This is a genomic window from Halobacillus salinus, assembly GCF_004684905.1.
Lineage (GTDB): Bacteria > Bacillota > Bacilli > Bacillales > Halobacillaceae > Halobacillus > Halobacillus salinus.
On sequence record NZ_SRJC01000001.1, the window covers coordinates 1,763,164 to 1,789,606 of the forward strand.

The 26,443-nt window shown below is 41.8% G+C and carries 33 protein-coding genes and 1 other annotated feature; of the genes, 10 read left to right on the forward strand and 23 right to left on the reverse strand.

Features of this window, described 5'->3' with window-relative positions:
- Positions 1–14: 14 nt before the first annotated feature.
- From spxA to E4663_RS09600, 8 genes are all read right to left on the reverse strand, one after another.
- A complete protein-coding gene (spxA, locus tag E4663_RS09565) occupies positions 15–410 on the reverse strand; it encodes a transcriptional regulator SpxA (RefSeq protein ID WP_079480628.1) in 396 nt (131 codons plus the stop codon).
- 252 nt (positions 411–662) lie between these two features.
- On the reverse strand, positions 663–1,256 hold the full coding sequence (locus E4663_RS09570; protein WP_079480629.1) for a GNAT family N-acetyltransferase: 594 nt from the start codon (positions 1,254–1,256) through the stop codon (positions 663–665).
- Positions 1,257–1,405: 149 nt separating this feature from the next.
- Positions 1,406–2,626, reverse strand: coding sequence for a putative glycoside hydrolase (locus E4663_RS09575; protein ID WP_135327403.1), 1,221 nt, complete (start codon positions 2,624–2,626; stop codon positions 1,406–1,408).
- Positions 2,627–2,809: 183 nt separating this feature from the next.
- A complete protein-coding gene (locus tag E4663_RS09580) occupies positions 2,810–3,751 on the reverse strand; it encodes an ABC transporter ATP-binding protein (protein WP_079480631.1) in 942 nt (313 codons plus the stop codon).
- Positions 3,748–4,809: an ABC transporter ATP-binding protein gene (locus E4663_RS09585; protein ID WP_135327404.1), complete on the reverse strand. Its 1,062-nt coding sequence runs from the start codon at positions 4,807–4,809 to the stop codon at positions 3,748–3,750. The genes E4663_RS09580 and E4663_RS09585 overlap by 4 nt, the downstream gene beginning before the upstream one ends.
- 15 nt (positions 4,810–4,824) lie before the next feature.
- Complete coding sequence (opp3C, locus tag E4663_RS09590; protein ID WP_135327405.1) at positions 4,825–5,958, reverse strand: oligopeptide ABC transporter permease; 1,134 nt, start codon at positions 5,956–5,958, stop codon at positions 4,825–4,827.
- 5 nt (positions 5,959–5,963) lie between these two features.
- The gene (gene opp3b / locus E4663_RS09595; protein ID WP_079480634.1) at positions 5,964–6,890 is read right to left on the reverse strand and encodes an oligopeptide ABC transporter permease; all 927 of its coding nucleotides are present in this window, start codon (positions 6,888–6,890) and stop codon (positions 5,964–5,966) included.
- A gap of 173 nt (positions 6,891–7,063) precedes the next feature.
- Complete coding sequence (locus E4663_RS09600; protein WP_135327406.1) at positions 7,064–8,773, reverse strand: peptide ABC transporter substrate-binding protein; 1,710 nt, start codon at positions 8,771–8,773, stop codon at positions 7,064–7,066.
- Between the two features lie 405 nt (positions 8,774–9,178).
- On the opposite strand from E4663_RS09600, the gene E4663_RS09605 reads away from it, so the two are divergent.
- Together E4663_RS09605 and trpS are read left to right on the forward strand one after the other, a co-directional pair.
- Positions 9,179–9,553, forward strand: a complete 375-nt coding sequence (locus tag E4663_RS09605; RefSeq protein WP_079480636.1) for a DUF3899 domain-containing protein — start codon at positions 9,179–9,181, stop codon at positions 9,551–9,553.
- A 44-nt stretch (positions 9,554–9,597) separates the two neighbouring features.
- Positions 9,598–9,802, forward strand: a binding site (T-box leader).
- Between the two features lie 58 nt (positions 9,803–9,860).
- Positions 9,861–10,862 carry a tryptophan--tRNA ligase gene (gene trpS, locus E4663_RS09610; RefSeq protein WP_135327407.1) on the forward strand — a complete coding sequence of 334 codons (1,002 nt, stop codon included), beginning with the start codon at positions 9,861–9,863 and terminating at the stop codon, positions 10,860–10,862.
- Between the two features lie 30 nt (positions 10,863–10,892).
- Here the strand turns inward: trpS and E4663_RS09615 are convergent, their stop codons facing one another.
- Both E4663_RS09615 and E4663_RS09620 read right to left on the reverse strand, forming a co-directional pair.
- Positions 10,893–11,654 (reverse strand): DUF3603 family protein, encoded by a 762-nt coding sequence (locus E4663_RS09615; RefSeq protein ID WP_135327408.1) that lies wholly within the window; start codon positions 11,652–11,654, stop codon positions 10,893–10,895.
- 90 nt (positions 11,655–11,744) lie between these two features.
- Entirely contained in the window at positions 11,745–11,945 is a 201-nt protein-coding gene (locus tag E4663_RS09620) for a YuzI family membrane protein (protein WP_079480923.1), read from the reverse strand.
- Between the two features lie 132 nt (positions 11,946–12,077).
- On the opposite strand from E4663_RS09620, the gene E4663_RS09625 reads away from it, so the two are divergent.
- Entirely contained in the window at positions 12,078–13,115 is a 1,038-nt protein-coding gene (locus E4663_RS09625; RefSeq protein WP_135327409.1) for an LCP family protein, read from the forward strand.
- Between the two features lie 157 nt (positions 13,116–13,272).
- Here E4663_RS09625 and fabF read toward each other — a convergent pair whose 3' ends face one another.
- Together fabF and E4663_RS09635 are read right to left on the reverse strand one after the other, a co-directional pair.
- Complete coding sequence (gene fabF / locus E4663_RS09630) at positions 13,273–14,514, reverse strand: beta-ketoacyl-ACP synthase II (RefSeq protein WP_079480639.1); 1,242 nt, start codon at positions 14,512–14,514, stop codon at positions 13,273–13,275.
- Between the two features lie 17 nt (positions 14,515–14,531).
- The gene (locus E4663_RS09635; protein ID WP_079480640.1) at positions 14,532–15,470 is read right to left on the reverse strand and encodes a beta-ketoacyl-ACP synthase III; all 939 of its coding nucleotides are present in this window, start codon (positions 15,468–15,470) and stop codon (positions 14,532–14,534) included.
- A 158-nt stretch (positions 15,471–15,628) separates the two neighbouring features.
- Between E4663_RS09635 and E4663_RS09640 the strand changes: the two genes are divergently transcribed.
- Positions 15,629–15,850 carry a hypothetical protein gene (locus E4663_RS09640; protein ID WP_135327410.1) on the forward strand — a complete coding sequence of 74 codons (222 nt, stop codon included), beginning with the start codon at positions 15,629–15,631 and terminating at the stop codon, positions 15,848–15,850.
- 40 nt (positions 15,851–15,890) lie between these two features.
- On the opposite strand, the gene E4663_RS09645 is transcribed toward E4663_RS09640, so the two are convergent.
- Both E4663_RS09645 and E4663_RS09650 read right to left on the reverse strand, forming a co-directional pair.
- Positions 15,891–16,841 (reverse strand): BMP family ABC transporter substrate-binding protein, encoded by a 951-nt coding sequence (locus tag E4663_RS09645; protein ID WP_168927334.1) that lies wholly within the window; start codon positions 16,839–16,841, stop codon positions 15,891–15,893.
- Positions 16,842–16,920: 79 nt separating this feature from the next.
- Positions 16,921–17,454, reverse strand: coding sequence for a hypothetical protein (locus E4663_RS09650; RefSeq protein WP_079480642.1), 534 nt, complete (start codon positions 17,452–17,454; stop codon positions 16,921–16,923).
- 135 nt (positions 17,455–17,589) lie between these two features.
- On the opposite strand from E4663_RS09650, the gene E4663_RS09655 reads away from it, so the two are divergent.
- Positions 17,590–17,769: a YjzD family protein gene (locus E4663_RS09655; protein WP_135327411.1), complete on the forward strand. Its 180-nt coding sequence runs from the start codon at positions 17,590–17,592 to the stop codon at positions 17,767–17,769.
- 137 nt (positions 17,770–17,906) lie between these two features.
- Positions 17,907–18,713 (forward strand): undecaprenyl-diphosphate phosphatase, encoded by an 807-nt coding sequence (locus E4663_RS09660; RefSeq protein WP_135327412.1) that lies wholly within the window; start codon positions 17,907–17,909, stop codon positions 18,711–18,713.
- 71 nt (positions 18,714–18,784) lie between these two features.
- Here E4663_RS09660 and moaD read toward each other — a convergent pair whose 3' ends face one another.
- The 5 genes from moaD to E4663_RS09685 all read right to left on the reverse strand — a co-directional run bounded on the left by moaD (position 18,785) and on the right by E4663_RS09685 (position 21,202).
- On the reverse strand, positions 18,785–19,018 hold the full coding sequence (gene moaD, locus E4663_RS09665; protein WP_079480645.1) for a molybdopterin converting factor subunit 1: 234 nt from the start codon (positions 19,016–19,018) through the stop codon (positions 18,785–18,787).
- Positions 19,015–19,473 (reverse strand): molybdenum cofactor biosynthesis protein MoaE, encoded by a 459-nt coding sequence (locus E4663_RS09670; RefSeq protein ID WP_135327413.1) that lies wholly within the window; start codon positions 19,471–19,473, stop codon positions 19,015–19,017. Before E4663_RS09670 ends, moaD begins: the two co-directional genes overlap by 4 nt.
- The gene (mobB, locus tag E4663_RS09675) at positions 19,466–19,984 is read right to left on the reverse strand and encodes a molybdopterin-guanine dinucleotide biosynthesis protein B (protein WP_135327414.1); all 519 of its coding nucleotides are present in this window, start codon (positions 19,982–19,984) and stop codon (positions 19,466–19,468) included. The genes E4663_RS09670 and mobB overlap by 8 nt, the downstream gene beginning before the upstream one ends.
- A 65-nt stretch (positions 19,985–20,049) precedes the next feature.
- Positions 20,050–20,334, reverse strand: coding sequence for a metal-sulfur cluster assembly factor (locus E4663_RS09680; protein ID WP_079480926.1), 285 nt, complete (start codon positions 20,332–20,334; stop codon positions 20,050–20,052).
- Between the two features lie 103 nt (positions 20,335–20,437).
- Positions 20,438–21,202: an alpha/beta fold hydrolase gene (locus tag E4663_RS09685; protein ID WP_079480648.1), complete on the reverse strand. Its 765-nt coding sequence runs from the start codon at positions 21,200–21,202 to the stop codon at positions 20,438–20,440.
- 184 nt (positions 21,203–21,386) lie between these two features.
- On the opposite strand from E4663_RS09685, the gene E4663_RS09690 reads away from it, so the two are divergent.
- The 3 genes from E4663_RS09690 (at position 21,387) to E4663_RS09695 (ending at position 22,654) form a co-directional block, all read left to right on the forward strand.
- Positions 21,387–22,208, forward strand: a complete 822-nt coding sequence (locus E4663_RS09690; protein WP_079480649.1) for a Cof-type HAD-IIB family hydrolase — start codon at positions 21,387–21,389, stop codon at positions 22,206–22,208.
- 93 nt (positions 22,209–22,301) lie between these two features.
- On the forward strand, positions 22,302–22,445 hold the full coding sequence (locus tag E4663_RS19955) for a hypothetical protein (RefSeq protein WP_168927335.1): 144 nt from the start codon (positions 22,302–22,304) through the stop codon (positions 22,443–22,445).
- 2 nt (positions 22,446–22,447) lie between these two features.
- On the forward strand, positions 22,448–22,654 hold the full coding sequence (locus E4663_RS09695; protein WP_079480650.1) for a DUF3813 domain-containing protein: 207 nt from the start codon (positions 22,448–22,450) through the stop codon (positions 22,652–22,654).
- A gap of 256 nt (positions 22,655–22,910) precedes the next feature.
- Here the strand turns inward: E4663_RS09695 and E4663_RS09700 are convergent, their stop codons facing one another.
- On the reverse strand, positions 22,911–23,336 hold the full coding sequence (locus tag E4663_RS09700) for a hypothetical protein (RefSeq protein ID WP_135327415.1): 426 nt from the start codon (positions 23,334–23,336) through the stop codon (positions 22,911–22,913).
- 12 nt (positions 23,337–23,348) lie between these two features.
- Positions 23,349–24,176 carry a DUF2785 domain-containing protein gene (locus E4663_RS09705; RefSeq protein ID WP_079480652.1) on the reverse strand — a complete coding sequence of 276 codons (828 nt, stop codon included), beginning with the start codon at positions 24,174–24,176 and terminating at the stop codon, positions 23,349–23,351.
- A gap of 129 nt (positions 24,177–24,305) precedes the next feature.
- On the opposite strand from E4663_RS09705, the gene E4663_RS09710 reads away from it, so the two are divergent.
- Positions 24,306–24,569, forward strand: coding sequence for a NifU N-terminal domain-containing protein (locus E4663_RS09710; RefSeq protein WP_079480653.1), 264 nt, complete (start codon positions 24,306–24,308; stop codon positions 24,567–24,569).
- A gap of 57 nt (positions 24,570–24,626) precedes the next feature.
- Here the strand turns inward: E4663_RS09710 and E4663_RS09715 are convergent, their stop codons facing one another.
- Positions 24,627–25,505 carry a BsuPI-related putative proteinase inhibitor gene (locus tag E4663_RS09715; RefSeq protein WP_158290468.1) on the reverse strand — a complete coding sequence of 293 codons (879 nt, stop codon included), beginning with the start codon at positions 25,503–25,505 and terminating at the stop codon, positions 24,627–24,629.
- A 62-nt stretch (positions 25,506–25,567) separates the two neighbouring features.
- Entirely contained in the window at positions 25,568–26,419 is an 852-nt protein-coding gene (locus E4663_RS09720; protein WP_079480655.1) for a YitT family protein, read from the reverse strand.
- Positions 26,420–26,443 lie beyond the last annotated feature (24 nt).

A 26,443-nucleotide genomic window follows, 5' to 3' on the forward strand; every position in this document is an offset into this window, starting at 1 on the left:
TGGCAGCTTCTTAATTAGTTAACTAAACGTTGCGCTTCTTTCAATTGGAAAGTTCGAACGCTACGTGGAAGGAAACGACGAATTTCATCTTCGTTATATCCTACCTGAAGGCGCTTGTCATCAATAATGATAGGACGACGAAGCAAACCAGGATTTTCTTGAATTAGATCAAATAAATCTTTCATCGGTAATTGATCGAAATCAACACTTAACTTTTGAAAGACTTTCGAACGTGTAGAAATGATTTCTTCTGTTCCATCTTCCGTCATACGAAGAATTTCCTTAATTTCATCTAAGGTTAGAGGCTCAGAAAAAATATTTCGCTCGGTGTAAGGAATATTATGTTCTTCCAGCCAAGCTTTTGCTTTTCGGCATGATGTACAACTTGGTGAGGTATAAAGTGTGACCATACAGAAACTTCACTCCTCGATTAGAATATGGTAAAGCTTTTATCACTTCTTACTTTGTAATCAATATAATCTAACACTTTTAATCATAACACATTTGTCAAGTGTTTTCTATACGTATTTAATATTAAATAAAGTGATATGCAATGCGTATAATTCACTTATACCCTCGAAGCATGAAGGTAAAACACGCTTTTTTGAATTTTTTTATGTGGAATTAAGAAGGTTCCGCTATTAGAGGACATAGCAGGTAGTTCAGGAGTTCTTTGACTTATCCAATTCGTCTAGAATATCCTCTGTTCCTCTGTCTTCATCGATCGTCAACACTTCATCCACTGGCTGGTAAGCCTTCCCGTAAAACTCTTCGTCTTTATATGTGTGGATCTCTGTGTACATTTGCTTCATCTTCTCATAAATCTCTTCTTCAGAGTCATCTTCTGGTGACCAATAGAGGATTTCCATGGAATTCATTTCATCGGTGGCAAGAGACCTTCTTGTATAGCCGATTGACTGAGCATGCTTAAACCCTTCTCGCTGGTAAAAACGCAAACGCTTTTCAGAATCTGTATCGTCATAATCCACAGGTTCCACTTCGAGAATGATCGGTTTTTTCTTAGCTTTCATCTTCTCAATCAACTTATGTCCAAGCCCCTGTCCCCTTGATGCAGTGGAAACGTATACATAATCAATGAAAATAAAAGAGTCAAACTCCGCGTACATTAGTACATGGTGCTCTCCCTCATCTTTATAATACAGATCACTTTTTTCTTTTAAGAGTGCTTCCATATGTTCTTTTGATTTCATTTCCTCAACAGGAAAATATTCGTTTAACTTCTCAAACCAATTCATTGATCTACTCCCTTTTTATTTGTTATTACTATTATACCTAATTATTCATATGTTGTTAAATCAATCAATTCTTCCCTATACAAATTACATTTCCCATTTGTTTGGATAATAACCAAAAGGTTGCTGGATATTATCCAGCAACCTTCCTCTTAATTCATCGGTGTATAATCCACATTAGGCGAATAGCTGTTCACAGCGTTCCAAATCAGATATTCGTGAATCCCGTTCTCTTCCAAAGCACGAATTTGCTCTTCGACTTCAGCTTTTCCGTATTGCTTCGTTGGACCAGAGTAAAGCCAAGGAGCTTCGAAATCTTGAATCCATGGCCTGGATGTAGGTCTGTCTTCAAGCTTGTCTAGCACTTCATTTTCCACTTTTGCATACTCGCTGACGAGACGGTAAGGCTCTGTATCAGGTTTAGAAATACCGAAATATGGCCCCCAGTGACTTGGATAGATCATACTTGAGATTACGTCTACGTTACTTGAAATTTTAGAGAAGTTCTGCCCGATATTCGGAGCCTCCGTTATTGTTGCAGAATAACCGAAGATATCTACAGAAACATCCACGCCATACTCTTTCAACTCTTCCCTGGCATAGGCTACAAAGTCCGTTACGGCCTTAACGCGCTTCTGTACACTCTCCATTTCCAAATCAGCATATTCCCCTTGGTTATAACTTAGGATATCATCCCGATTCCCAAATCCTTCAGGGAAACGGACGTAATCGAATTGGATTTCCTCAAAACCCATTTCTGCTGCTTGTTTTGCAATCTCTACGTTGTACTCCCATACCTCTTTCATAAATGGATTGACGAAGGCTTCTCCTCTTCCATTCACCCATACTTCACCGTTTTTCGTGTAGGAAAGATCCGGACGTTCTTCGGCAAGCATTGTGTCCTTGAAGACAACTACACGAGCAATTGGATATATGCCTTTCTCCTCGAGTTCCTCTAACATTTTCCGAGGTTCATCTATGTAGTTTTCTGCAATATCTTCGTAAGGAGACCCTTCCTCAGGCTTGTAGGTGATGTTCCCATGGTCTTCTTTAATGTCGATCACCATTGCATTTAAATCAGTAGACTCTACCAGCTGAGTCAACTCCGACATTTTACTGCCACCAGCAGATGGGCCTGTTACGTAAATTCCACGAACGGCATCAGGATATGTAAAGTCGAGCCCTGAATCATATACGAACCGTGCAGCAGGATCTGGTAATTCCAATTGTTTCAAAGCATGCTGTTTTGTAGCCAATTTCAATCCTTGTTTTGCTTTCTCTCCATCTTCTGCGCTAACTGCAGCAGCTGGCAGTGCACATGTGATCAGGAGAATGCTTGTGATGACTTTCATCAAAAGTTGTTTGTTCCCCATTTTCAACCTTCTCCCATTATTAAAATTGTTTATTCCATTATATAAAAGGTTACAAATATATAACAGTGTAATAGAACATTTTTTTGCCATTCATTGGATTTTGTTACCAATGACCTACAAAGACACCGAATCTATGAAAAAGAGTCCTGCCACCAAGAATGGCGGCAGGACTCTAAGGAGACCTTACTGATTAACAGTTCCGTGTTCTTTCTTGTAGTGTTCGAATTCTTTGGTAGTGCAAAGGACGAAGTGTCCAGGACGCACTTCACGGAATTCCGGTTCCTCGCTTGTATCATGATTATTCGGGTCATACGTGAAACGCTCGCGGGAACGCTCATAATCAGGATCCGGTAAAGGAATCGCAGATAATAAGGACTGTGTGTACGGGTGGATCGGATGGTTGTAAAGGTCGTCAGCTGGTGCTAACTCTACCATCTTACCGAAGTACATAACACCGATACGGTCACTGATGTATTTAACCATAGACAGATCGTGTGCGATGAATAAATACGTTAGTCCTTTTTCCTGCTGTAACTTTTTCAACAAGTTTACGACTTGCGCTTGGATAGACACATCAAGTGCAGAAATAGGCTCATCAGCAATGATGAAGCTTGGATCCACAGCAAGCGCTCGTGCGACTCCGATACGCTGACGCTGCCCGCCACTGAATTCGTGAGGGTAACGGTTGGCGTGTTCTTTGTTCAAACCAACCGTCTCCAACAACTCGTGCACTTTTTCTTTACGGGCTTTGTCATTTTCGGCAAGGCCGTGAATGTCCATTCCTTCTGCAATGATATCCTCTACTTTCATTCGAGGGTTCAAGGAAGCATAAGGATCTTGGAAAATCATCTGCATTTCACGGTTGAACTTCTTCAGCTGGGAACGGTCCTTCTTACCGTGAACATCCTCACCGTTAAAAATAACTTCACCATCCGTTGCGTCATACAAGCGAATGATCGTACGGCCAGTTGTAGACTTCCCACAACCTGATTCACCTACAAGACCGAATGTTTCCCCTTTATAAATATCGAAGTTGAGTCCGTCAACCGCTTTAACAACACTGTGACGTCCAGTCTGGAAGTGTTGCTTCAAATTTTTTATTTCTACTAGCTTTTCTTGACTCATACACGCTCACCTTCCGAACTGCTAGAAGAAGAGTTGGCCATGCCTTTCATACGCTTCTTAACTGTTTCAGGCGGTTCGATGTTCGGAGCATTTTCATGAAGCAACCAGGTTGCAGCATAGTGCGTGTCCGAAACTTTGAACATCGGCGGTTCTTCTTCTAAATCAATTTTCATAGCATATTCATTACGAGCAGCAAAGGCATCCCCTTTTGGTGGATCGAGAAGATCCGGTGGAGATCCTGGAATTGCGTAAAGCTCTTCGTCTTCACTATCAAGTGAAGGCATAGATCCTAGAAGTCCCCAAGTGTACGGGTGCTTCGGATTGTAGAAGATATCGTCCACAGTACCAACTTCGACGATCTTACCTGCGTACATGACCGCTACACGGTCAGCAACGTTTGCTACTACGCCAAGATCGTGCGTGATGAAGATGGTAGCTGAATCTGTCTTTTTCTGAATGTCCTTCATAAGTTCAAGAATCTGAGCCTGAATCGTAACGTCCAGTGCTGTTGTTGGTTCATCTGCAATCAACAACTTAGGGTTACAAGCAAGTGCGATGGCAACGACAACACGCTGTCTCATACCACCAGAGAATTGGTGAGGATATTGCTTCATACGACCTTCCGGATCAGGAATACCAACTAGATCGAGCAATTCAACCACACGCTTACGAGCTTGTGCCTTGTTCATTTTTTGGTGTTTGATCAGACCTTCCATGATCTGATTACCAACTTTCATTGTTGGGTTCAGAGATGTCATTGGATCCTGGAAAATCATAGACATTTCTTTACCGCGGATCTTCTGCATTTGTTTTTCATTCATCTTAGCAATGTCTCGGCCTTCAAAAAGGATTTCTCCTTCTTTGATACGACCTGGTGGCATTGGGATCAACTGCATCAACGCTTTAGTTGTAACAGATTTCCCTGAACCTGATTCTCCAACAATGGCAAGGGTTTCCCCTCTTTTCAAATCGAAATTGACCCCACGTACAGCTTTTACTTCACCGCCGTAGGTGTCAAAGGATACATGCAAGTCTTTTACTTCTAGTAATTTTTCCATCTGTACACCTACCTCCTATTCACGCATCTTCGGATCGAATGCATCACGAAGACCGTCGGCTAAAATGTTAAACGCAATCATGAGTAACGAGATTATAATTGCAGGGAACAACAGAATGTGTGGATAGATCTGCAATGAGTTAAATCCGTCTTCAATGAGTGTACCAAGGGATGCAATCGGTGTTGGTAGACCCAGACCGATAAAGCTCAAGAACGCCTCAAAGAAAATCGCGTTTGGAATGGTAAACATAGTGTTGATGATAATTAATCCCAATACGTTTGGAACTAAGTGTTTTCTTAGTACCCGGTTGTCTTGTGCTCCAAGTGTCTTAGAAGCTAATACAAACTCTTGGTTCTTCAGTTTAAGAACTTGTCCACGTATAATCCTCGCCATACCGATCCAACCGGTGATCGTTAAGGCTATGGTTATCGAGATTATTCCAGGCTCTAGTATCAAAATCATCAAGATTACAATAACTAAGTTCGGAATACCGACAATGATCTCAATGATACGCTGCATGATGTTGTCTACTCGTCCACCGTAATAAGCGGAAATACCACCGTAAGCTACACCAATTACCATATCAATCGCTGCTGCTAGCAACGCAATATAAAGGGAAATTCGTGTTCCCTTCCATGTTCTTGTCCATAAGTCACGACCTAAGCCGTCCGTACCAAACCAAAAATTCTGGTCTTCTAAACCTTTTGCTCCGTAAACATCATATACAGCTTCGACTTCTGCAGGTTCTCCATTACCGCCCTCTGAAAGAACAGAAGTTGTAATGAATTCTTCTTGGTTGTTAAAACGCATTAACGCTTTCTCTTCTGCTCCTTCAACAGTATCTGCTGTCTGAACAGAAGTTAACATTCCATCCATACCAAGCCAGCCAAGCCCTTCGACTTTAGGTGGCATCTTTGCTCTCGATAGATCTTGTTCAAATTCACCATATGGATTCATGTACGGTCCAAAAATAGCCATGAAACCGATGAATAGTAATACAAACAGACCGATCATCGCACCTACGTTTTTACGAAGGCGGATGAAAGAGTCTTGCCAGAAGGAAAGACTCGGTCTCGTTATTTTCTCGCTCTCATTTTCGGCCCGGTCAACGGGCACGAATAAATCCTTTGACGGTTTATGATTCTCCATAGTTACTACTCTCCTTCAGCCAGTCTAATTCTTGGATCAATGACTCCGTATAGCAGGTCAATGATCAGCACGATGAAAATGAAAAGGAATGCGATTAGTAACGTGGTACCCATGATTATTGGAAAATCATTTGTGTTAATCGCTTTAACGAACTGTTCACCGATCCCTGGCACGGCAAAAATGTTTTCAATAACTAGTGTACCTGTCATCAAACCGATTGCTAGTGGTCCAAGCACCGTAATTAGTGGAATCAAAGCGTTACGCAATCCGTGCTTGAAGACAACACCGAATTTGTTGACGCCTTTTGCTCGTGCAGTCGTAATATAGTCTGATCCCATTACTTCAAGCATTTCGGTTCTCATAAAGCGGGCAGCAATTGCAATTGGGAAGATGGCCAACGCGACAGTTGGTAGCACCGTGTACTCCCAGCCTTCCCACAGGGCAACTGGGAACCAGCCTAACTTTACACCAACGAAATACTGAAGTATTCCGGCGAATACGAACGAAGGAATAGATTTACCGATTACGGCAATGAATGTCGAGCCATAGTCGAGAAATCCGTTATGATAAATCGCGGAAACTAAACCTAACAACATACCTAAAATTGTTCCAATTACCATCGCCTGTACACCAAGCGTCATGGAAGGACCAATTCGTTCGAAAATAATCGTCGTTACTTCACGATTATCGAACTGGAAGGAAATACCCATATCCCCTTGCAACAAGTTGAAAATGTAGTTGAAATACTGAACAGGCACCGGATCATCCAGCCCATATTTTTCTAACACTACCTGTTGTTGTTCTTCTGATAATTTATCTGCAGCACTTAGGGGAGTACCTGGTAGGAACTTCATCAGAAAGAACGTAAAGGTAGCAATCAAGAACATCGTTATAATCATATATACTAACCTTTGAATAATATAACGAGTCATATCAACACCTCCTGAATTTTTACGCATTTCTTATATCATATAGAATAGACTGAAATTTTTCTATTCTCTGACAACTTTCTTCTCAGGGAAAAAGAGAGCATACGCCAACTTTTTGGACATATACTCTCTCCCTTATTAGCTAGCTCATATGAAATTAGAATGGATTGTTCTAATTATTTACCTTCGATATAAGCGTGTTTGTAGTTGTAATCAGGACCCATTGGGTTAACGATTACGCCTTTAACGTGTGGCTTCCAAAGTTGAGCAGCAGCACGTTGGTAAAGAGGTGCAAGAACTGCATCTTCTTGGATAAGTTTCTTCTCAGCTTCTAGGAATAGCTCGAAGCGTTCAACTGGTTTCTGAGCAAGCTCGTTGTTAGCTTTCTCGATCATAGCGTCGTAATCTTCGTTAGCATATCCAGTCTTGTTGTTTCCACCATCTGTTACCCACATGTTCAAGAACGTGTTCGGGTCGATGTAGTCAGGACCCCAACCAGAGTTTTGCAACTCATAGTCCATGCTAGTGTCACGGTCTAGACGTTCTTGGAATGGTACAGATTGTACGTTTACAGTAAGACCTTCAAGTTTCTCAAGTTGGTCTTTGATGTAAGCATCAAGGTTCTTCGCTACTTCAGTGTCTCCACCAAGGTAGTTAAGTTCTGCAGTGTCAATACCTAGCTCTTCTTTAGCAGTAGTCCAAAGTTCTTGTGCTTTGTCTACATCGTTTGTAACTAGATCTCCGTTAAGCTCACGGAAGTCTTCACCAGACTCAGGGTGAGATACGAAGTTCGCAGGAATGTCACCTACTGCTGGAATTGAACCGTTATTCAAGATTACATCAACCATGCTCTGACGGTCAATTACATGTTGAATCGCTTTACGTGCATTTACGTTTCCAAGGATCTCGTTAGCTTCTTGGTTCATCTTCAAGTAGAACAATACAGGCTCTTCTTCAATACGGAAGTCTTCAGAAGTACGGTATTGGTCTACGAATTCAGCGGAAAGACCTGTACGGTCGATTTCGCCAGTTTCATAAAGGTTAACGCCAGTTGCAGTATCTTTAACGACTTTTACGTTAATACCAGCAAGCTTAACGTTTTCTGCATCCCAGTAATCTTCGTTCTTCTCAAGTGTCCAGCCTTCACCGTGGCTCCACTCTGTCATAACGAATGGTCCGTTAGAAAGAAGTGTGTCCGCTTCTAGAGCGTACTGATCACCTTGTTCTTCAACGAAAGCTTGGTTCAATGGAAGGAATGTACCGAATGTTGTAAGAGACTCGAAGTAAGGAATTGGTTTTTCCAAAGTAACTTCAAGAGTAGTATCGTCTACAGCTTTAACACCAAGTTCTTCAACTGGTGTATCGCCAGCAGCGATATCAGTAGCATTCTTGATAACTCCACCCATCATGTATGGACCATACTCAGAACCAGTGTCCGGGTCTACCGCACGCTGCCAAGCATATACGAAGTCGTTCGCTGTAACAGGGTCACCGTTAGACCATACAGCGTCATCACGTAGGTTGAATGTCCAAGTAAGGGCATCGTCACTTACTGTGTGATCTTTAGCGATACCTGGTTCAGGCTCAGCGTTTTCCCCTAGACGATAAAGACCGTCCATTGTGGAACCTAACCATTGGAACGCAACAGCGTCAGTTGCAAGAGATGCATCCATTGTTGGGATCTCTGCACCATCGATAAGATTAAGTACTTGTTCTCCGCTTGCAGCTTCGGAATCTCCTTCGCTGTCAGAGCCAGAGTCTTGTTCTGTGTCCGTTGATCCATCATCGCTGCTTCCTTCATCGGTAGAATCTCCACCGGAACATGCGACTAGGAACATGCTTAGTACTAGTGCGAGTACTAGCAGTAACCAATTTGTCTTTTTCATGTTGAAAATGACCTCCCCTAAAAATTTCTGAAAATTTGGTGTGGTGTTTTGTCCACATATCGAATTATACAAGTTTTCTAACTATTTTGCATTACCTTTTTTTTAAGAAAATCTCTCGAAGCCCACCATTGTTACGTTTCGATGACACAAAACGTGACTTTTTACCTAGTTTATTTTACATTATTATTGTTTCATTTTAATTAAATATAAAGGCATTTGCATAAATAATGAAGGCTTTAATTTCTAAGAATCCGCCCATGCGAGACTCTCACTACCTTCATTGAATAAGCCATTCATTATTCATTCTAAGCTGAATTTTCTGTTTATTAATGGTATTTACAATTCCTACAAACACGAAATCATGCTATAATGTTACATAGATTTTTGAGGAAAGGTGTGCAACACATGACTATATTAAGAAACAAGTGGATGATATTAATGGTGAATGTACTGATCGTAACCTTACTATTTACCATTGTAGCCCCAGCATACGATTTGTTTCACTACATTAACTCCTTGTTCTATATCGCATACTTCTATTTATTTGTAGGCATTTTACTTTGGGTTATACGCGGAGGTTTCTTCGATGCCATTACGTATAGTTTCCGCCGCTTTTACAACAGAGTCTCTAAACAGAAGGATTATTTAGATGACTGGCAGAAGAAACCCCTTCCTTCTGAAACAATCGAGAAAAGCTGGCTAAGCTTCTTTATGTTTAATGGTGGAATGTTAATGCTCGGCTTACTCGCTTTACTTGCTGTTTACTATTATCTTCTATAAAGTTGCGAACATGAGTGAAATCAGATATAATTTTAATCTAATATAAAACGGCTAAGATGTGGTTGAAGTACTCTGAATAGTTGTCTTAACAGAGAGGCTGTGGTTGCTGCGAACAGCTAAGACCGTTTAGAGGAAGTGGGACCCCGGAGCTTTCTTTTCTTACAAAGACGTAGATCGGCGTTAACGATTTTGAGCTGACTTTCTTATTGAAAGTAACAAGGGTGGCACCGCGAATCATTCGTCCCTTCCATTTATGGAAGAGATGGATGATTTTTTTATTTCCAAAATACAATATGAGGTGATTTAGATGAAAACAATATTTTCCGGCATTCAGCCGAGCGGAACAGTGACACTAGGAAACTACCTGGGAGCTATGAAACACTTTGTCGAGCTTCAAGAGGAATACAATTCCTACTTCTGTGTGGTCGACGCACATTCCATCACCGTCCCTCAAGACCGGTTGGAGTTAAGAAAGAATATCAAGTCCCTTGCAGCACTTTATCTTGCTATTGGTATTGATCCCAAAAAATCAACGTTATTCATCCAATCAGAAGTACCAGCGCATACTCAGCTAGGATGGATGCTACAGTGTGTAAGTTATATCGGTGAATTGGAACGTATGACACAGTTTAAAGACAAATCAGCTGCTGGTGGGAAAGAAGGCGTCTCCTCTGCCCTACTTACCTATCCTCCATTAATGGCAGCAGATATTCTATTATACAATACAGATGTTGTACCTGTTGGAGAAGATCAGAAACAGCACCTTGAACTGACTCGTACTCTGGCACAACGTTTCAATAACAAATATAATGATATCTTTACCGTTCCAGAAGTTCGCATTGCAAAGGTAGGAGCGCGTATCATGTCTTTACAGGACCCTACGAAGAAGATGAGTAAGTCAGACGAAAACCAGAAAGCGTTCATTTCAATGCTTGATGATGAGAAGAAAATCCTTAAGAAAGTGAAAAGTGCTGTAACCGATTCTGAGGGTGTCGTACGATATGATAAAGAGAACAAACCAGGGGTTTCCAACTTGCTGACTATTTACTCTTTATGTTCTGGACGCTCTATAGAAGAGCTAGAACAAGAATTCGAAGGAAAAGGATACGGTGATTTCAAGCAAGCAGTTGCTGAGGCCGTCATTAGTGTGCTTAAGCCAATCCAGGAGCGTTATCATGAACTTATTGATTCGGAAGAATTGGATGATATCTTGGATGAAGGAGCAGATAAAGCGTCTTATGAAGCGCAGAAGATGCTTCGAAAAGCTAAAAAAGCGATGGGCTTAGGACGTGTGAAGAAAAAGAAATAACAAAGAAAGCCAGAATTGAGATGAATGTTCTCAATTCTGGCTTTTCATATGTTGGGATACTTTATCATTTTCCCCTTGCCAAATAGTTTCGAAGAATGGCTGCCCTTTGACCATTTTTCCGCACAACTCCTCATGCAGTTTCGTCCATCCATGGCATGTTTCTTCATATAACCTGCTCCATGCTTGTTCTGTGGACAGACTTTTAATCGAAGGGTATTGAACCGGGTCCCATTCTGTCAGCCAATACCTGATCTCCTCAGGATGGTCAGAGTGTTTCAATTGATCCAGTGCCATCATTAGAAGTTGCTTCAACTGTCGCTCTCTTCTTGTTAATCCCGACATCTTATCAGGATCTAAAGAGAGGATATGGTGTTCTTTTCGAATATTTTCTTCTATTGTATAGTGTTCTGCTCTTTTCCCTTGCACCATCTCAAGCGCTAATCGCTCTTGACGTGGAATAAGTCGACTCTTCTTCACCGGTGAGGTGTAGCCAAGGGTGTCAAATACTAATACGTCCGTTCCGTTCGTGATCACAGCTGCATACTCGATGGTGTGTCTTTCCTGATTCTTCTTCATGTACGTTTTCCGTTGAATGTCCTGTAACATAGCAATCGGGAGTTCTTGCAGATCGTTCTCAATATAGTGGAATAGGTCGTCTTGAACCTTTAACAACGGAATTTGATCAATCAATTCAATTCCGTCTTCCTTTCTCCATTCATGAAAGCGACAAACGTTGTACCCATTCTCTTCTCCTTCAAACCAGTTCACCCATAGATCATGCATATATAACATATCAGACCCTCACTTTCATTCAGTGATCTCTTTAGGTTACAGTATGACCAAAGCTGGCTTTTTTATTCTTTTCAACCATTATTTACTACATTAATCTTTCATGAATAAGATCGCTAAAGTACTAAGGAATACACCGAGCGGAAGGAAGTAGCATTCCACTCTCGATTTAATGAAAATGAAGAATTCGATCCAACTTAAACCTGCAGGAACCAGATTCAGGTACGTGATGGTAACCGTCCCTCCGGCAACTGCTAAACCAAAACCAATCAAAAATAACAGCCACTGCCACATTTCCATCCCCTCCGGCCTGTCCTCCTTTTCTTATCTTATGAAGAAAAAAGTGGTCTCATGCTTATCTAAAATCCTTCTCCCTCTTTACTTCCTATGAGAGAAAAGGTACATTAAATGAAAGATAGGCTATCTATGAAAGGATGGATCTCGTTGTCAAAACCACGTTCCATGCGGATCAGACGCAGACGCAAAAGAAAGCGTAAATTAAGACTGGCTTTATTGACACTTTTCTTTGTCGTCGCCTCCGCTTACGGCAGCTATGAATACTTAGCTGGAAAGAATCAAGCAAACAAGAATTCTAGCAGTGTCGCTCAAGGTGAAGAAGCATCCTCTGCAGAAGAAAGTAAATATAAAGAAGAATTCAAAGGCGTCGATAACAAGGATGACAAAATAAACATTCTCCTTCTAGGTTCTGACCAACGGGAAGATGAACAAGCCCGTACAGATACAATCATGATTGCACAGTATGACACCAAAGAGCAGACAGCTAAACTCGCTTCGATCATGCGGGATACTTATATCAACATACCAGGGTACGGTTACAATAAGATCAATGCTGCATTCTCGTTTGGTGGCCCGGAATTACTAAGACAAACAATCTCAGAGAACTTCGGAATTGAACCCGAATACTATTCTATAGTGGACTTTGAAGGGTTTACACAAATTGTGGATACCATATCTCCTGATGGTATCGAAGTGGACGTAGAGAAGGATATGAAATATAAAGATGGTGCCGGAACCATCGACCTTGACCTCCAAGAAGGAAAGCAAAAGCTCGATGGAGAAGAATTGCTGGGTTATGCACGCTTCCGAAATGATGAAGAAGGTGATTTCGGTCGTGTAGAAAGACAACAGAAAGTCATCCGCCTTATGAAAGAAGAGTTGATTTCTTTCAAAGGGGTTTTGAAAGCTCCTCGCCTGATTGGTACGATTCAACCTTACATTGATACCAATATCGATAACGGGAAGATTCTCCAATTAGGAAAGGATTTTCTGTTTAATCCTGTGAAAGACATCGAAACATTGAGGATCCCGACAAATGATAACTATTGGAATGAGCGTAAGGACTATCCTATCGGCTTAGTATTGAATCACGACGAATCCCAAACAAGAGAAGATCTACAAGCATTCTTTGAAAAAGGTAAACAAGAAGAGTCCCCATCAGAATAACCGATCAGAGTCCTACTCTGATCGGCTTTTTTATGTTGAAAATGTATGATCAACCATTTTTATTAAATAGTGCATTGTATGGGAAACTGGAATCCCTTCCATTTGCTAATCTTTTCTCACAAAAAAAACGAGCCCATAAAGGACTCGTTTTTATAGATTATTGATTGAACTTCTGGAAGATCAATGTTGCGTTGTGACCACCAAATCCAAGTGAGTTACTCATAACTGTGTTCACTTCTTGGTAACGTGCTTCGTTCGGTACATAGTCGAGGTCGCACTCCGGGTCTGGTGTTTCGTAGTTAATGGTTGGAGGTAATACTCCTTCATTGATCGCCTTAAGTGAAATGACAGCTTCAACAGCACCTGCTGCTCCTAATAGGTGACCTGTCATGGACTTAGTTGAAGAAATAGCAAGTTTATTAGCATGTTCTTCGAATACAGTTTTAGCTGCATAGGTTTCAAATTTATCGTTAAGTTCTGTAGAAGTACCATGGGCATTGAGGTAATCAACAGAAGAAGCTTCAATGCCAGCATCTTGAAGAGCCTGCTTCATCGCACGCTGTGCACCATCGCCTTCTGGTGCTGGTGAAGTAATGTGATAGGCGTCACCAGTAGATCCATAACCTGTCAGTTCTCCGTAGATTTTCGCTCCACGTTTCTGTGCAGATTCTAGAGTTTCTAGAATTAGGATTCCAGCACCTTCTCCCATTACGAAGCCATCACGGTTCTTATCAAATGGGCGACTCGCAGTATTCGGATCTTCATTCAGAGAAAGAGCGCGTGCAGAAGCAAATCCTGCGAATGACATCTTGTTCATCGGTGCTTCTGTACCACCAGCGATCATCACGTCTGCGTCACCACGTTGGATCACTTTGAATGCATCTCCAATGGAGTTTGCGCCGGAAGCACAAGCAGTTACTGTACAAGAATTGATACCTTTTGCTCCTAAGGATATGGAAACTTGTCCAGCTGCCATATCCGGGATCATCATCGGGATGAAGAATGGGCTGACTCGACGATAGCCTTTCTTCTGGAATGTTTCGAATTGGGATTCGTATGTTCCCATTCCCCCAATTCCAGAACCGATCCATACACCGGTTCTGTTTGCGTTGTCTTCATTAATTTCAAGACCCGCGTCTTTTACTGCCATATGCGAAGCGACCATAGCATATTGAACGAACGGGTCCATCTTTCTCGCTTCTTTACGTTCCATGTAGTCAGATGGATCGAAATCTTTGATTTCTGCAGCCACGCTGACAGGATAGTCTTCCTTATTTACTTTCGTAATCTCTCCAATGCCGGATTTCCCAGTTTTGATACTCTCCCACATTTCTTCAACAGAGTTACCTACAGGAGTGATTGCTCCCATTCCGGTAACAACTACACGACGTTTATCCATAAATCATTCCTCCTTTGTTACTTACCCCATCGGAGTGCAACGGCGCCCCAAGTGAGTCCGCCACCAAATCCAACAAGTACGACTAAATCATTTTCTTTTATTTTACCTGCCTTCACATCTTCAGACAATGCAATCGGGATCGATGCTGAGGATGTGTTGCCATAACGTTTTACTTGTGTTGACATTTTTTCCTCTGGAATACCAAGACGCTGTCTTGCAGCCTCCATGATGCGAATGTTTGCTTGGTGAGGTACGAGATAGTCAACATCTTGTTCGCTTAGACCAATCTTCTTCACAACATTCACAGAGGACTCTGGCATTTGTCTAACGGCAAACTTAAATACTTCACGGCCATTCATGAAAATTGTATCCTGTGGGTTTTGATAAAGGTTCGGTCCACCACTGCCGTCTGAGCCTAACTCGGAAGATAGAATACCTTTTCCTTCGCTTACTGGACCAATAACAGCCGCTCCTGCTCCGTCACCAAAGAGAACGCACGTGTTGCGGTCCGTCCAGTCTGTAATTTTAGACAGTTTTTCTACGCCTACTACTAGTACATTTTTATAGGATTCGTTTTGGATGAATTGCTGAGCTGTGATTACACCATACATAAACCCTGCACAGGCTGCACTGATGTCCATCGCAGCGACCTTACGTGCACCCAGACGCTCTTGAAGCATAGTTGCAACAGATGGGAACGGCTTATCTGGTGTTACTGTGGCTACAAGAATCATATCAATTTCTTCAATCGACATTTCCGCATCATTCAATGCATTCTTTGCTGCTTCGAATGCTAAATCAGATGTGTCCATGTCATCAGAAGCAATTTTACGCTCTTCGATTCCTGTACGGCTCCGGATCCACTCGTCACTTGTGTCTACCATTTTCTCTAGATCTTGGTTGGTCAGCACTTTTTCAGGAGCATAGTGGCCTATGCCTAAGATTCCTGCGTTCATATATTCATCCCCTTAAGGTAAAATCTTAATCTTATATCAATTCTTATGACTTGGTACTAATTTTAATTCATATCCTTTTTTTCTGCAAGTAAGTCCATCGAAACTGCCCACAAAAGAGCTTGCACTAGTTCATAGAGTAAACCAGGAGGTGTTATACCATGTCAGAGAAAAGAAGATCTCCTTTCGACCAATTCTGGACTGGAAGACCGGCAGAGCAAAGCAGGGAGAAAGAGAAAGAGACAGAGAAAGAAACAAAGCATACAGAAGACAAAGAAAGCACACAACCATTCCAATGGTCGGAATTAATGGAGGATATGTCGAAAACGTGGAAATCGGTCTCTCCAATCATTAAGCCGATGATCGACAAATTCAAGAAATAACCCATAAAAAAACTCTGAAGAGCTTCCTCTTCAGAGTTTATTATTCATTAGGCAAACGTCCCGTTTCAATATAACGGTCCACTTCTTGATTCATTTGTGTTATAAATTTCTCAGGAACTTCAGGGCTGTACTCCCCCATAGATATGGCTCCATCTTGAAAATCGAAATAGACCGGCTCTTCCGGAAGTTCATCCTTCATCAATCGTTCCATGGCCAGTTTATATACCACATCTACTTTCTGTACAGTGCTCGTAAGCACAGTATGCTCCGCCACGTTAGATTGATCAGATACATATCCGATAGCAGCATTCTGATCCTCTTGAATCAAATTTATTAAAGGAACATTGAACAAATCTCCTGTAGGATAGAAGACGTCCGCTCCTTGGTTCTTCATTTTTGTATAAATCGATTTTGCTTTCTCTGTGTCAGACCAGTCGTTAACAAACGAAATTTGAACTTCAGCATCAGGATTTTGATGCATGACACCTTCATAAAAACCTTCCACTTCAGGTTGCCATTCGTAGACGGCAATCAAGCCGATCTTATTTGACTTAGTCATCTCGCCTGCAACCATCCCACCGAAGAAGCCCATCGCATGTGCACTGAAATTAAGGCTTGTCACATTCTCGGCAGTGTATTGCCCATTGAAATATACAAACTCCACATCCGGATAGTTCTTATGAAGCTTTCTAAAATGGTTTCCATAGACATGACTATGGCCAAAGATAACATTGACACCTTTACTGACAAGTTCCTCTACTGCTTCGGCTGTTTTCTGATAGGATTGAATACCTTCTTTATAATATATATCTACACCGTATTCTTCTTGAATCTCCTGCATGCCCTTGTATCCTTTTTGCCCCCACGCTTGGTCGTGGATGGTCGTTTCTACAAGCATGCCTACTTTATAATTCTTTCCACTGCTAGATAATGGATTGCAGCCAGATAGTATAATCACCAGGGTCAAAAGTAACAGGATTCGTCTCTTCACTTTCAGCACTCCTAATTAGCCTCTCTAGTTTCCTCCTCTATTCTACATGGTTTATCTACTGAAAGTAAACTTGTTTCATTCAGAATCCTCTGAGATCGATGGCGTTCACCTTTTGCATAGTCCGCCAAACTTCCCGGACATTTCTTCTTACTTTCTCCTCGTCCCTGCCTGATGGATCTCTAGGAAAATACTTCGATAAAACAGGAGGTAGCGACTGACATAGAAGGTCCCCGATGTATGTTGCCTCTCTCTCCATCACCCACTGCATCAGATCATCTTCGCTTTGGATACTGTCATCCGGTGCACTCATCCACTCCCCATATATACAGGGCATGGAAATCCGGCTCAAAACCTGATCACCTTGTTCGACTGTTATTTCACCGGCATAATAATGAAGGAAAACCTCTCCTTCCTCCCCATGCACATGTTGCTCTTTGTCTTGCTTATCATAAAAGTGTTGAAAATTACTGTTCCTTCCTACAAATAGATACAAATGCTCTGAAAGATCAGAAGACAACGGGTCGATGCCAATGACTTCCACCCCTTCTTGCAACAGAGCTGTCGTTATATGATACCCAACCCAATGAAAGCAAGGTTCCACCGTAACCATCATATTACATCCCCCTTATCCACTACATTTTATTCGTCCTTCCATACATTCATGATTCATGAAGCGATTTCATATTTCTTTTTATTGATTGTTCTGGTAATATGAATACAGAACGTGCAAAAATTGAGGTGAGTAACGATGCGCTATATTTGGACAATCATTTGGGCCTTCTTGTTAAGCTTCATGGCTGCCTATGTTATCAGTAACATGAGTGGCGGCAGTTTCGCTTTCTCACAAGTAATCGTGACGACGATCCTGTTTACTCTTGCCGCGATTATTCTTGGCGAGGGAGTTATTAAGGACGCAGACGAAGCCTGACAAAAGGACCACAAACGTTGCTATCGTTGATGGCAGCGTTTTTTTGTTTCTTTCATAATGAATAACTTGTCCGATTGCACATAAAAATCAATTAGCGGTATAGTAGAGAACGATTGTTAATCAAGGGGGAGCTAGAAATGCAGGAGTTTTTTGAGCTAATTAAATATCTATTCCTTGGTATATTCCAAGGGTTTACAGAACCGATACCTATTTCATCAAGTGGGCACCTTGTCATTGTACAGGACTTGTTGAACATAAATTTAGAAGGCTTGAACTTTGAAATCTTAGTTAATTTCGGTTCACTCATTGCGGTCTTGATGATTTATTGGAACGACTTAGTGCGTCTTGCAAAAAACGGAGTCGGCTTCATTTTCACCAAAGATGAAGAGCAGAAAGAAGACTTCGACTTCATCTTATACTTACTGATCGGCACGGTCCCAGCTGGAGTACTAGGCGTATTGCTTGGTGATATGATCGAAGAATTGAGTACTACTCAAACGGTAGGTATCACATTGATCATCACCGGGGTTGCTTTGTGGATCATTCGTAATATCCGCGGGACGAAGAACGATGGTCAACTGACGTGGAAAGACGCTGTAATCGTCGGTCTTGCTCAGGCAGTAGCACTCATTCCAGGTATCAGCAGATCCGGTGCCACCATTGTCGCTGCGATGTTACTCGGCATGAGACAAGAAACTGCATTGCGTTTCTCCTTTCTTTTATATATTCCAGTAAGTCTCGGAACGATGCTATTGTCGATTGATGAATTATTGAACGACAACTTGGCCGAAAAGTGGGTAGGATACTCCATTGCGTTTCTTGCATCTATCTTAGCATCTTACGTCTCACTTAAATGGTTTATGAATATCATGGCCAGAGGAAACTTGAAATACTTCGCTTTCTATTGCTTCATCGTCGGTGGATTGGTTGTTCTGTTTCTATAATTAATGAAAAAAAGTCAGCCTTCGTTAGGCTGACTTTTTTTGTTTCTTCTTATAATAGTGTATATTGTCCTTCACCCGCCACTAACGGGAGGAATGAAAGCGACGACATCCCCTTTCTTAATAAGCGTGTCTCGTGAAGCGAATTCTTCATTGATCGCAATCATCGCTTCCTTCGCTTTATGTAATTCATATGTATCTTCTACGTACTCTTTTACTTGTTGGACGGTCTTCCCTTCGAGATCTATATCGATGCGCTCTTTCCCTACTCTATCTTGCAATTCTGCGAAAAATAATAATTGGTTCACTGGATGTCCTCCTTTGCTGGTACACCAGGCTGCCTTTCTTTTTGATCCCCGATCCACTTGGCACCGTCATGCCAATGCTCCTTCTTCCAGATAGGAACAATTTCTTTCATTCTCTCAATGGCATATCGACTTGCTTCATAAGATTCAGCCCGATGAGGTGTAGAGACTGCAATGACGACAGCTACATCTGTAATTTCAAGACGTCCTACTCGATGTGCAATGGATGGTTCCGCATCCGGCCACCTTCTCTTGATTTCCGTGCAGATCTCCTCCATCTTTTTCACCGCCATACTTTCATAGGCTTGATACTCTAAATAGAGGGTTTGTTTTCCTTTCGTGAATTCCCTTACCGTACCAATAAATGTGTTGACGGCACCAGCCTCTGGGCGTACAACTCGGTCCACCACATCCTGGATGATGATGGGCTTCTGTGTAATGTAGCAACTTTCACTCATTAACTGTATCTCCTCTCACTGTCTGATAAATCTTCTCCAGGTGTTTCGTCCATGTTTCAACGGAATAGACAGGCAATTCTATATGACTTGTCACCTCGACGTCCCACGTGATGACAAACTGTATGTTAGCAAGATCCATTAAGGAGAGGTCCTCTTTCCTTCTGATTAGAACACCTTTCGGATACCTATCTTGTTTATACCCTTCGACAAGGATGAGATCCGGACTAAAAAAACGATAAAATTCAATTAGTCGATCAAGTTCCATCCCTTGATTCATCTCTATTTGAAGAGCATTTGGACTAGCGACTCCAGTCAAAAAAGATCCTGACTTCTTCAACTTGTATGTATCAGTCTCCCTATGCATTTCCTGTAGAGGTTCTTTGTGACCGTGGTGTTTAATTACAGCTACTCGGTCTCCTTTGTTGGCACCATATTCGACCAACTCCGATAAAAAAGTAGTTTTCCCACTATTCTTATACCCGATCATTTGGAATACTGGAGATTGTTTCATTCTTTTTCCCCTTTTCAACGAAATAAAAACCCCCTACCGTTCTATTCGGCAGGGGGCATTGTCGATCAATCTGGAATGCCTAGTGCAATCTTCGCATAGCGACTCATGCGATCCTTAGTCCAAGGTGGATTCCAAACGATATTGACTTGTACCTCATTGATTTCTGGTAGATCAGCTAGGCAACGCTTCACGTCTTGCTCGATATGACCAGCAAGCGGACAACCCATTGCTGTCAGCGTCATTGTGACGGTTGTCTTCCCGTCATCATCTATATCTACACCGTAGACTAAACCAAGGTTGACGATATCAATGCCAAGCTCGGGGTCAATGACATTCTCTAGGGCGCCCATAGCGTTTTCTTCAAGAGCTGTAGTACTCACATTATTTCCCCCTTCACAATTCTTCAATTTCTATTATAAACAAAAATGCAAGCAGAATAAACTATTCTAGACTTTATAAGACCAGTTCCAACCAATTTACCATTTCTAAGATGGCAAAGCGACTGACTTTGTGGTCCCTTCCCACTTCTCTCAGGAACCGGATATTTTCAGGATTTTTGTATTCCTGAATAATTTCATTATAGAATTCATAAGAATGATCGAATGGTACGACAGGATCTGCATCTCCATGCCAGAAGAAAATAGGTCGGCTGTAGAGCTTCTCCTTCCGTTTTGATAAATCTATACCTTCAAGGGAGGCATACAGAGCATTTAAGTCTTCCTCGCTAAGCGGAATCTCCACACCAGCTTTCGTAGCGTCCGCAATTAAACGCTTAGCAAATTCAACAGGTTTCGGCGACCCCATCATGACACAAGATGACTGGATCCAAGGGTACATAGTTAGAGCAGCACAAGTTGTGATACCACCCATAGAGGTTCCACCGATACCGATTCGACGATCTTTTATCCAGCCGAGACGGTCCAGTTCATCTTTTATATCTTGTAGTTCTTTAAGGTTCTGATACACTACATCCCAGAACTTCAGGCTTAGTGCTTCCTTCGTCAAATCTTGGTCACGTTCTCCATGATAAGCACTATCCGGGAGAATGACCCGATATCCTCTTTGAGCAAGCAAGTAAGCTTGTGCAAGGTTATGTTCTTTAGCAGATGTATACCCGTGATAATAAATAAAGACAGGTAGTGGCTGTTCTTGCTTGGATTCTTCTACAATGGTAAGTACAGGTACATTTTTCAGTGAATGTCTTTGTATGCCTATCATTTCCCTAAACCCTTTCTAATAAATCTTTACGTATTATTTAAATCATGCTAATTTTTAACTGTTATGTTGATATCGTAACACTGCCATTATCGAATGGAAAGTATTACGTTGTACTGGATTGAAATTCTTTACATCAACAGGAAAGTCCCGCTACACTATACATACAAAGAGAGAGGTGAATGGAATGAAAGAGAGACACTTAATTGCTCTAGACTTAGATGGAACTTTACTAACTGACGAGAAAACAATCAGCACGAAAACGAAACAGACGGTATTGCATGCCATGGATCAAGGGCATGTTGTAGTAATTGCAACTGGACGCCCTCACCGTGCAAGTATTGATTTCTATCATGAATTAGGATTAAAAACGCCTATGGTGAATTTCAATGGCGCACTCATTCACCATCCGACTAATCACCAGTGGGACGCTCTTCATTCCCCACTATCTATCCGTACAGCTCATCAAATCATTCATGTTTGCCAGGACCTTGGTGTTCGCAACATATTGGCTGAAGTGAAGGATGACGTATATTTGGATCAGTATGATGAAGAGATCATGAGTATCTTCCAATCGAAGAATGACTCCATTCAAGTCGGACGTTTGCAAGCCAACCTGAAAGAGGATCCGACATCTATTTTGATTCATCCTGAAGAAGATAAAATTCAGCAACTTAGATCCCAACTCGATGAACACGCAGCATTGATTGATCACCGTAAATGGGGTGCACCCTATCATGTCATAGAAATTGTTCGTTCCGGCATGAACAAAGCGGTAGGACTTGATAAAATATCCCGTTACTTCCACATTCCGAAAGAACGAATCATTGCGTTTGGTGACGAAGATAACGACCTTGAGATGTTGGATTACGCAGGAGTTGGCGTTGCTATGGGGAATGCCATTCCTGAATTGAAGAGTGTTGCGAACCACATCACTCTCACGAATGAGGAGAATGGAATAGGTGAATTCTTAGCCGATTATTTGAAATTGAATAAAGAGGCTATCTAGAATATATTTCCTCGTTTAACCCTGAATGAGCGAACCATACTAAGCTTGGACGCGAAAGCGTTCAGGCTTTTTTTATGACAGGAGGGACTTGTCATGGGAAAGGAAAAACAAGATCGCAACGTAAAAAGCAGGACTGAAGTTCAACCTTTCGACGAAAGTAAGATGGAGCCCAAAAGGCTTACAGACGCGGCTCGGAAGGAAATGGAAGCAGACCAGCATACGGTGGGAGGGTTTTAACGATGGCGAACAATCTATTTGAAAACGCTCGTGATGCAGTGGGCCGCTTCACACAAAACCGTGGTGGAGGCCGCAAAGCTAATCAAGAAGATATGCAAGCGGCTAAACAAGCGATTCAATCTGCCTATAGCCAATGTTCTCAAGAAGAGAAACAACAGCTACAGCAATTGGAGCAACAGCTTGAACAACACAATCAAAGTTTGCGATAAGTAAGAATTAGGGGCTCCTTATTGGGAGCCCTTACATATCCAGATGGAAGTAATTGTTTTTTTCTTATTTTCATTGACAAAAGTGTATTAACTTCTTAATTTAATGGGTAGGGTAGTAGTAACCCCTAATGATTTTCTGAAAATTTGGTGTAGAAAAACTCCCGGTGATTAGTGCCCACCGGGAGTTTTTCTATTTTTAATGGATTACTGTTTCTAAATAAAAAAAGAAACACCCTCATCACTAGTGGGTGTTTCTTTACCAGAACCTGAAATAAGACCTTTTTAGCGTGATTGCATAGAGAGCATGACCGACTAACCAATACAAGATTGCTACACCATCTGTTAACGCGGGTGTTTCTTTGATGGCTATTAGTGTTAAAGGAATATATGTCGTAGAAGCTCCTGCTGTAAGCAAGACAGACAATCCCCATTGGTTTTTCCTCGTATCTTTTATCCAATGTTTTAATAGATAGACATATAGAATCCCTATCATCCAAGAGATGATCATGTGAAAGAGCCACTCCACGATGACCGGCCAATCTTTATCGCCTATCACCGGAATGAAATCGACATTCATGAGAAGAGTGTACACTTTCTTCCCTGTAGCGATTTCTACAAACCACATATATAAACCTAGTACAATTCCTGATATGGTTCCGATCCATAATCCCCAGCGAATCATGAGCACACTTCCTTAATAAGCTTCTTGTTTCCTAAGTTCCCTCAACAAGTTTTCTAAAACCTGTCTAAGCTCTCGGTAGTCGCCCTCGAGCATACGGAAATAAAGGGCTCTTAATAAGTGTTTACTATTATTGATGATGATATCCTCACTCGGGTCCTGCCAACTCTCTCTTTCATACAGGAGCGTTTCCAGCCATTCTACCCGTTGGTTTGATTCGATCTTTTTGAACATCGTCAAGATGGCTGTAACCATTCGCTCTTCTTCATCAAAAAGATAGGGTTGCTCGATCATGAACTGTTCTCTGATGACAGGCAGCATTTCCAGAACGTGCTGAGAGGTAATTTCATCGCAGCCTGCCACAGCATTGATTGCATCTGCCGCGTGCGCCATCGCATGGGCCCACCCTTTATCCTTCACATATCCGCGGTGGTCCATTTCTTGCTGCATATATTTTTTCAAGTTGTCCCATACCCTAAGGACCTCCTCCTCTTTAAGAAAAGGGGTTTTCCGGTGTTTTTCTATAATCGGGGGTATGAGAAGCACAGAGAAACTGCGCTTAAACACCGCATCTTCTTCCTTTTTAGAATTGCTTATACGGTAAAATAGATAATTTTTATTTAATATTGACTGAAGGATGTTCTTCAGTTGTTCTTCATTGTAATAGCCTCTTCCGATGAAAGTCGTAAAAATCGTGTGAATTAATTCATCCCTTAGAACAGGATGTATGGAACCGATCCGCTGCAGCATCATCGTTGTCAGTTCTTGCAAGTTCTGATTGTCTGGCACTTGATAATCGTTATCTTTAATTGGCTGCAACACATCTATTAGTCGAGATTCCATTTCTTCACCTCCTAAATTGCCCTCATTGTAACACAACTTCCAATCAATCTAATAAGAAGTGCTCTAATAGTTTTGACGTTCCTTGTTTTCTGCTAAAATAAGAAGAGATGTTACAGAGGAGGATACGAAATGACAATACAAGTACAAGAAACACCAAATCCAAACGCGCGTAAATTTACGACGGAATCGATGATCTTTCAAGGGGACGGAAGCGTTTCTGTTATGCCAGGTCAAACAAGCGAGTTCGAGATTATGAACAAGCTTATGGCTCTCGAAGGCGTAGACAATGTCTTCGGCTTTCAGAACTTCATTACAATCAATAAACTGCCAAACGCTGAGTGGGATGACTTAACTCCACAGGTTAAAGAAGTCATTACAAGTTACGGCTATTAATCTCTACTAAAAAAGACCCGGAGCAATTTGCTCCGGGTCTTTTTCGGTTTATTTTTCTTAGAAGCTTTCTAGTGGAATATAATTTTCATGCGTCGGTTCCCCATCTTCTTGGCTTTCTTCATAGATGGACATCGTCACCGTACCGAACTCAGGCAGCTTGTCCTCAGAAATCGAAACTTCTATCTCGAATGAAGACCAAGATGGTGCTCCTTCTCCGTCCACTTGCACAGCTTCAGGTTCAACAACTACATTGTGACCATCCTCCACGCTGTACATAAAGGCACCCTCAAACACACGTGCTTCTCCTTTTACAACGTACGAGCCGTTCTCACCTTCCACTGTGATGTTACGGAACGCTTCCCCATCGCCTTCAAATTCTTTCACAGATGCTTGTTCGTTCGTTCCTTCCTGTGCTGCTTCAATGGTGAATGGTTGCGTCATTTCAAAAGGTGTCGCTTCTACTGATTCATCATTGATGGTATCTACTAGGAAAGTAACGGTTACTTCATACTCTCCTGGTTCTACATCTGTCCACGCTTCTGAAGCAGAAATAGCTTTCCCATTTGCGAGCTCCTCTGACGTCAATTCTTGTGTGAAGGACTTATCAGCAGAGAATGTATAAACATTTTCTGCATCTGCATTTGTCACTTTCACCTCGTATTGCTGGCTAGATGCGAAACCGAGCGTGACAGGTTCTTCGCCCGTATTAGTCAATGAGAAATCAAAGTTCGCCGCGTCGTCTGTTGCTTTCACTTTGACATCGGTAGCCATTTGGTTAATCAAGGCATCCATATCCTTTTCAGTATTCTGATCTTCCGTTTGTTCCTGGTCGGCCTCTGTACCTTCTCCATTTGCTTCATCCATTTCTCCACTTGTCCCACAAGCTGCTAACGTTAACACGATGACCCCCATCATCATGGCAAATAATTTTTTCATATCGCCACTCCTCTTTTTCTGTATTTGTTTCATTAGTCGTATAACCCGTCCAAAAGGTTACATCATTGATCATCTTTTCGGAAGAACCCAAAGATACCAGTCGTTTGAACGATATTGGTAAAGGCATTCGGATCTACGTCATCGATGATATGCTGCAAATCGTACAGCTCATAGCGTGTGATGACCATCACTAGCATGTTTTTGTCCTCTTGTGTGAATGCTCCTTTCGCTGGTAATGTCGTAATACCCCGGACCAACTGAGCATGAATAGCTTTTTCAAGCTCTGGTGCCTTGGTCGTGATGATCATAGCCGTAAGCTTTTCATGACGAGTATGAACCGCATCAATGACACGCGTCGTTACGTAAAGTGTAAGAAGGGTGTATAATGCGTTTTCCGGTTCGTAAAGGAAGCCAGCCAACACTATGATGACTCCATTTATCATTAAGAAGTAAATGCCGATCGGTCGGTCTTTCATGCGTGACAGAATCATCGCAATGATATCCAGTCCTCCTGTGGAAGCACCCCATTTCAAGGTGATACCGACACCGACTCCTCCAAGAACACCACCGAATACAGCGTTAAGTATAATATCGGTCGACAGTTGCTCGACAGGTATGACTTCTAGAAAAAGGGTCGTAAATGCTACAGATATCGCACTGTAGACAGTGAATCCCTTTCCTACCTTCATCCACCCTAATATGGCAACTGGAATGTTAAGTATGAATAGGATTAAACCTGTGCTGATCCCAGGTATCCCTGCAAAGTCAGTTAAGATACTCGTTAATAGCTGAGCAATCCCAGTGAACCCGCTTGCGTAAACATTGGCTTCGATTAAGAACAAGTTCAGTGATAATGCGTTGAATATCGCCCCTAATAGGACAATAAGAATTCGTTTAATTTCGACAGTAAACAAGAAAAAACCTCCCTACGAACCTCG

Coding starts and splice junctions, on each gene's coding strand:
- E4663_RS09690 (WP_079480649.1), top strand. CDS start 21,387: ATGAAAGAGAGACACTTAATTGCTCTAGACTTAGATGGAACTTTACTA.
- E4663_RS09710 (WP_079480653.1), top strand. CDS start 24,306: ATGACAATACAAGTACAAGAAACACCAAATCCAAACGCGCGTAAATTT.
- spxA (WP_079480628.1), bottom strand. CDS start 410: ATGGTCACACTTTATACCTCACCAAGTTGTACATCATGCCGAAAAGCA.
- E4663_RS09625 (WP_135327409.1), top strand. CDS start 12,078: ATGAAAGGATGGATCTCGTTGTCAAAACCACGTTCCATGCGGATCAGA.
- E4663_RS09700 (WP_135327415.1), bottom strand. CDS start 23,336: ATGATTCGCTGGGGATTATGGATCGGAACCATATCAGGAATTGTACTA.
- E4663_RS09695 (WP_079480650.1), top strand. CDS start 22,448: ATGGCGAACAATCTATTTGAAAACGCTCGTGATGCAGTGGGCCGCTTC.
- E4663_RS09705 (WP_079480652.1), bottom strand. CDS start 24,176: ATGGAATCTCGACTAATAGATGTGTTGCAGCCAATTAAAGATAACGAT.
- E4663_RS09680 (WP_079480926.1), bottom strand. CDS start 20,334: ATGGGCGCCCTAGAGAATGTCATTGACCCCGAGCTTGGCATTGATATC.
- E4663_RS09585 (WP_135327404.1), bottom strand. CDS start 4,809: ATGGAAAAATTACTAGAAGTAAAAGACTTGCATGTATCCTTTGACACC.
- E4663_RS09605 (WP_079480636.1), top strand. CDS start 9,179: ATGACTATATTAAGAAACAAGTGGATGATATTAATGGTGAATGTACTG.
- trpS (WP_135327407.1), top strand. CDS start 9,861: ATGAAAACAATATTTTCCGGCATTCAGCCGAGCGGAACAGTGACACTA.
- E4663_RS09600 (WP_135327406.1), bottom strand. CDS start 8,773: ATGAAAAAGACAAATTGGTTACTGCTAGTACTCGCACTAGTACTAAGC.
- E4663_RS09660 (WP_135327412.1), top strand. CDS start 17,907: ATGCAGGAGTTTTTTGAGCTAATTAAATATCTATTCCTTGGTATATTC.
- E4663_RS09635 (WP_079480640.1), bottom strand. CDS start 15,470: ATGAACGCAGGAATCTTAGGCATAGGCCACTATGCTCCTGAAAAAGTG.
- E4663_RS09650 (WP_079480642.1), bottom strand. CDS start 17,454: ATGATGGTTACGGTGGAACCTTGCTTTCATTGGGTTGGGTATCATATA.
- E4663_RS09615 (WP_135327408.1), bottom strand. CDS start 11,654: ATGTTATATATGCATGATCTATGGGTGAACTGGTTTGAAGGAGAAGAG.
- opp3b (WP_079480634.1), bottom strand. CDS start 6,890: ATGACTCGTTATATTATTCAAAGGTTAGTATATATGATTATAACGATG.
- opp3C (WP_135327405.1), bottom strand. CDS start 5,958: ATGGAGAATCATAAACCGTCAAAGGATTTATTCGTGCCCGTTGACCGG.
- E4663_RS19955 (WP_168927335.1), top strand. CDS start 22,302: ATGGGAAAGGAAAAACAAGATCGCAACGTAAAAAGCAGGACTGAAGTT.
- E4663_RS09570 (WP_079480629.1), bottom strand. CDS start 1,256: ATGAATTGGTTTGAGAAGTTAAACGAATATTTTCCTGTTGAGGAAATG.
- E4663_RS09685 (WP_079480648.1), bottom strand. CDS start 21,202: ATGATAGGCATACAAAGACATTCACTGAAAAATGTACCTGTACTTACC.
- E4663_RS09580 (WP_079480631.1), bottom strand. CDS start 3,751: ATGAGTCAAGAAAAGCTAGTAGAAATAAAAAATTTGAAGCAACACTTC.
- mobB (WP_135327414.1), bottom strand. CDS start 19,984: ATGAAACAATCTCCAGTATTCCAAATGATCGGGTATAAGAATAGTGGG.
- fabF (WP_079480639.1), bottom strand. CDS start 14,514: ATGGATAAACGTCGTGTAGTTGTTACCGGAATGGGAGCAATCACTCCT.
- E4663_RS09575 (WP_135327403.1), bottom strand. CDS start 2,626: ATGGGGAACAAACAACTTTTGATGAAAGTCATCACAAGCATTCTCCTG.
- E4663_RS09670 (WP_135327413.1), bottom strand. CDS start 19,473: ATGAGTGAAAGTTGCTACATTACACAGAAGCCCATCATCATCCAGGAT.
- E4663_RS09655 (WP_135327411.1), top strand. CDS start 17,590: ATGCGCTATATTTGGACAATCATTTGGGCCTTCTTGTTAAGCTTCATG.
- E4663_RS09715 (WP_158290468.1), bottom strand. CDS start 25,505: ATGAAAAAATTATTTGCCATGATGATGGGGGTCATCGTGTTAACGTTA.
- E4663_RS09620 (WP_079480923.1), bottom strand. CDS start 11,945: ATGTGGCAGTGGCTGTTATTTTTGATTGGTTTTGGTTTAGCAGTTGCC.
- E4663_RS09640 (WP_135327410.1), top strand. CDS start 15,629: ATGTCAGAGAAAAGAAGATCTCCTTTCGACCAATTCTGGACTGGAAGA.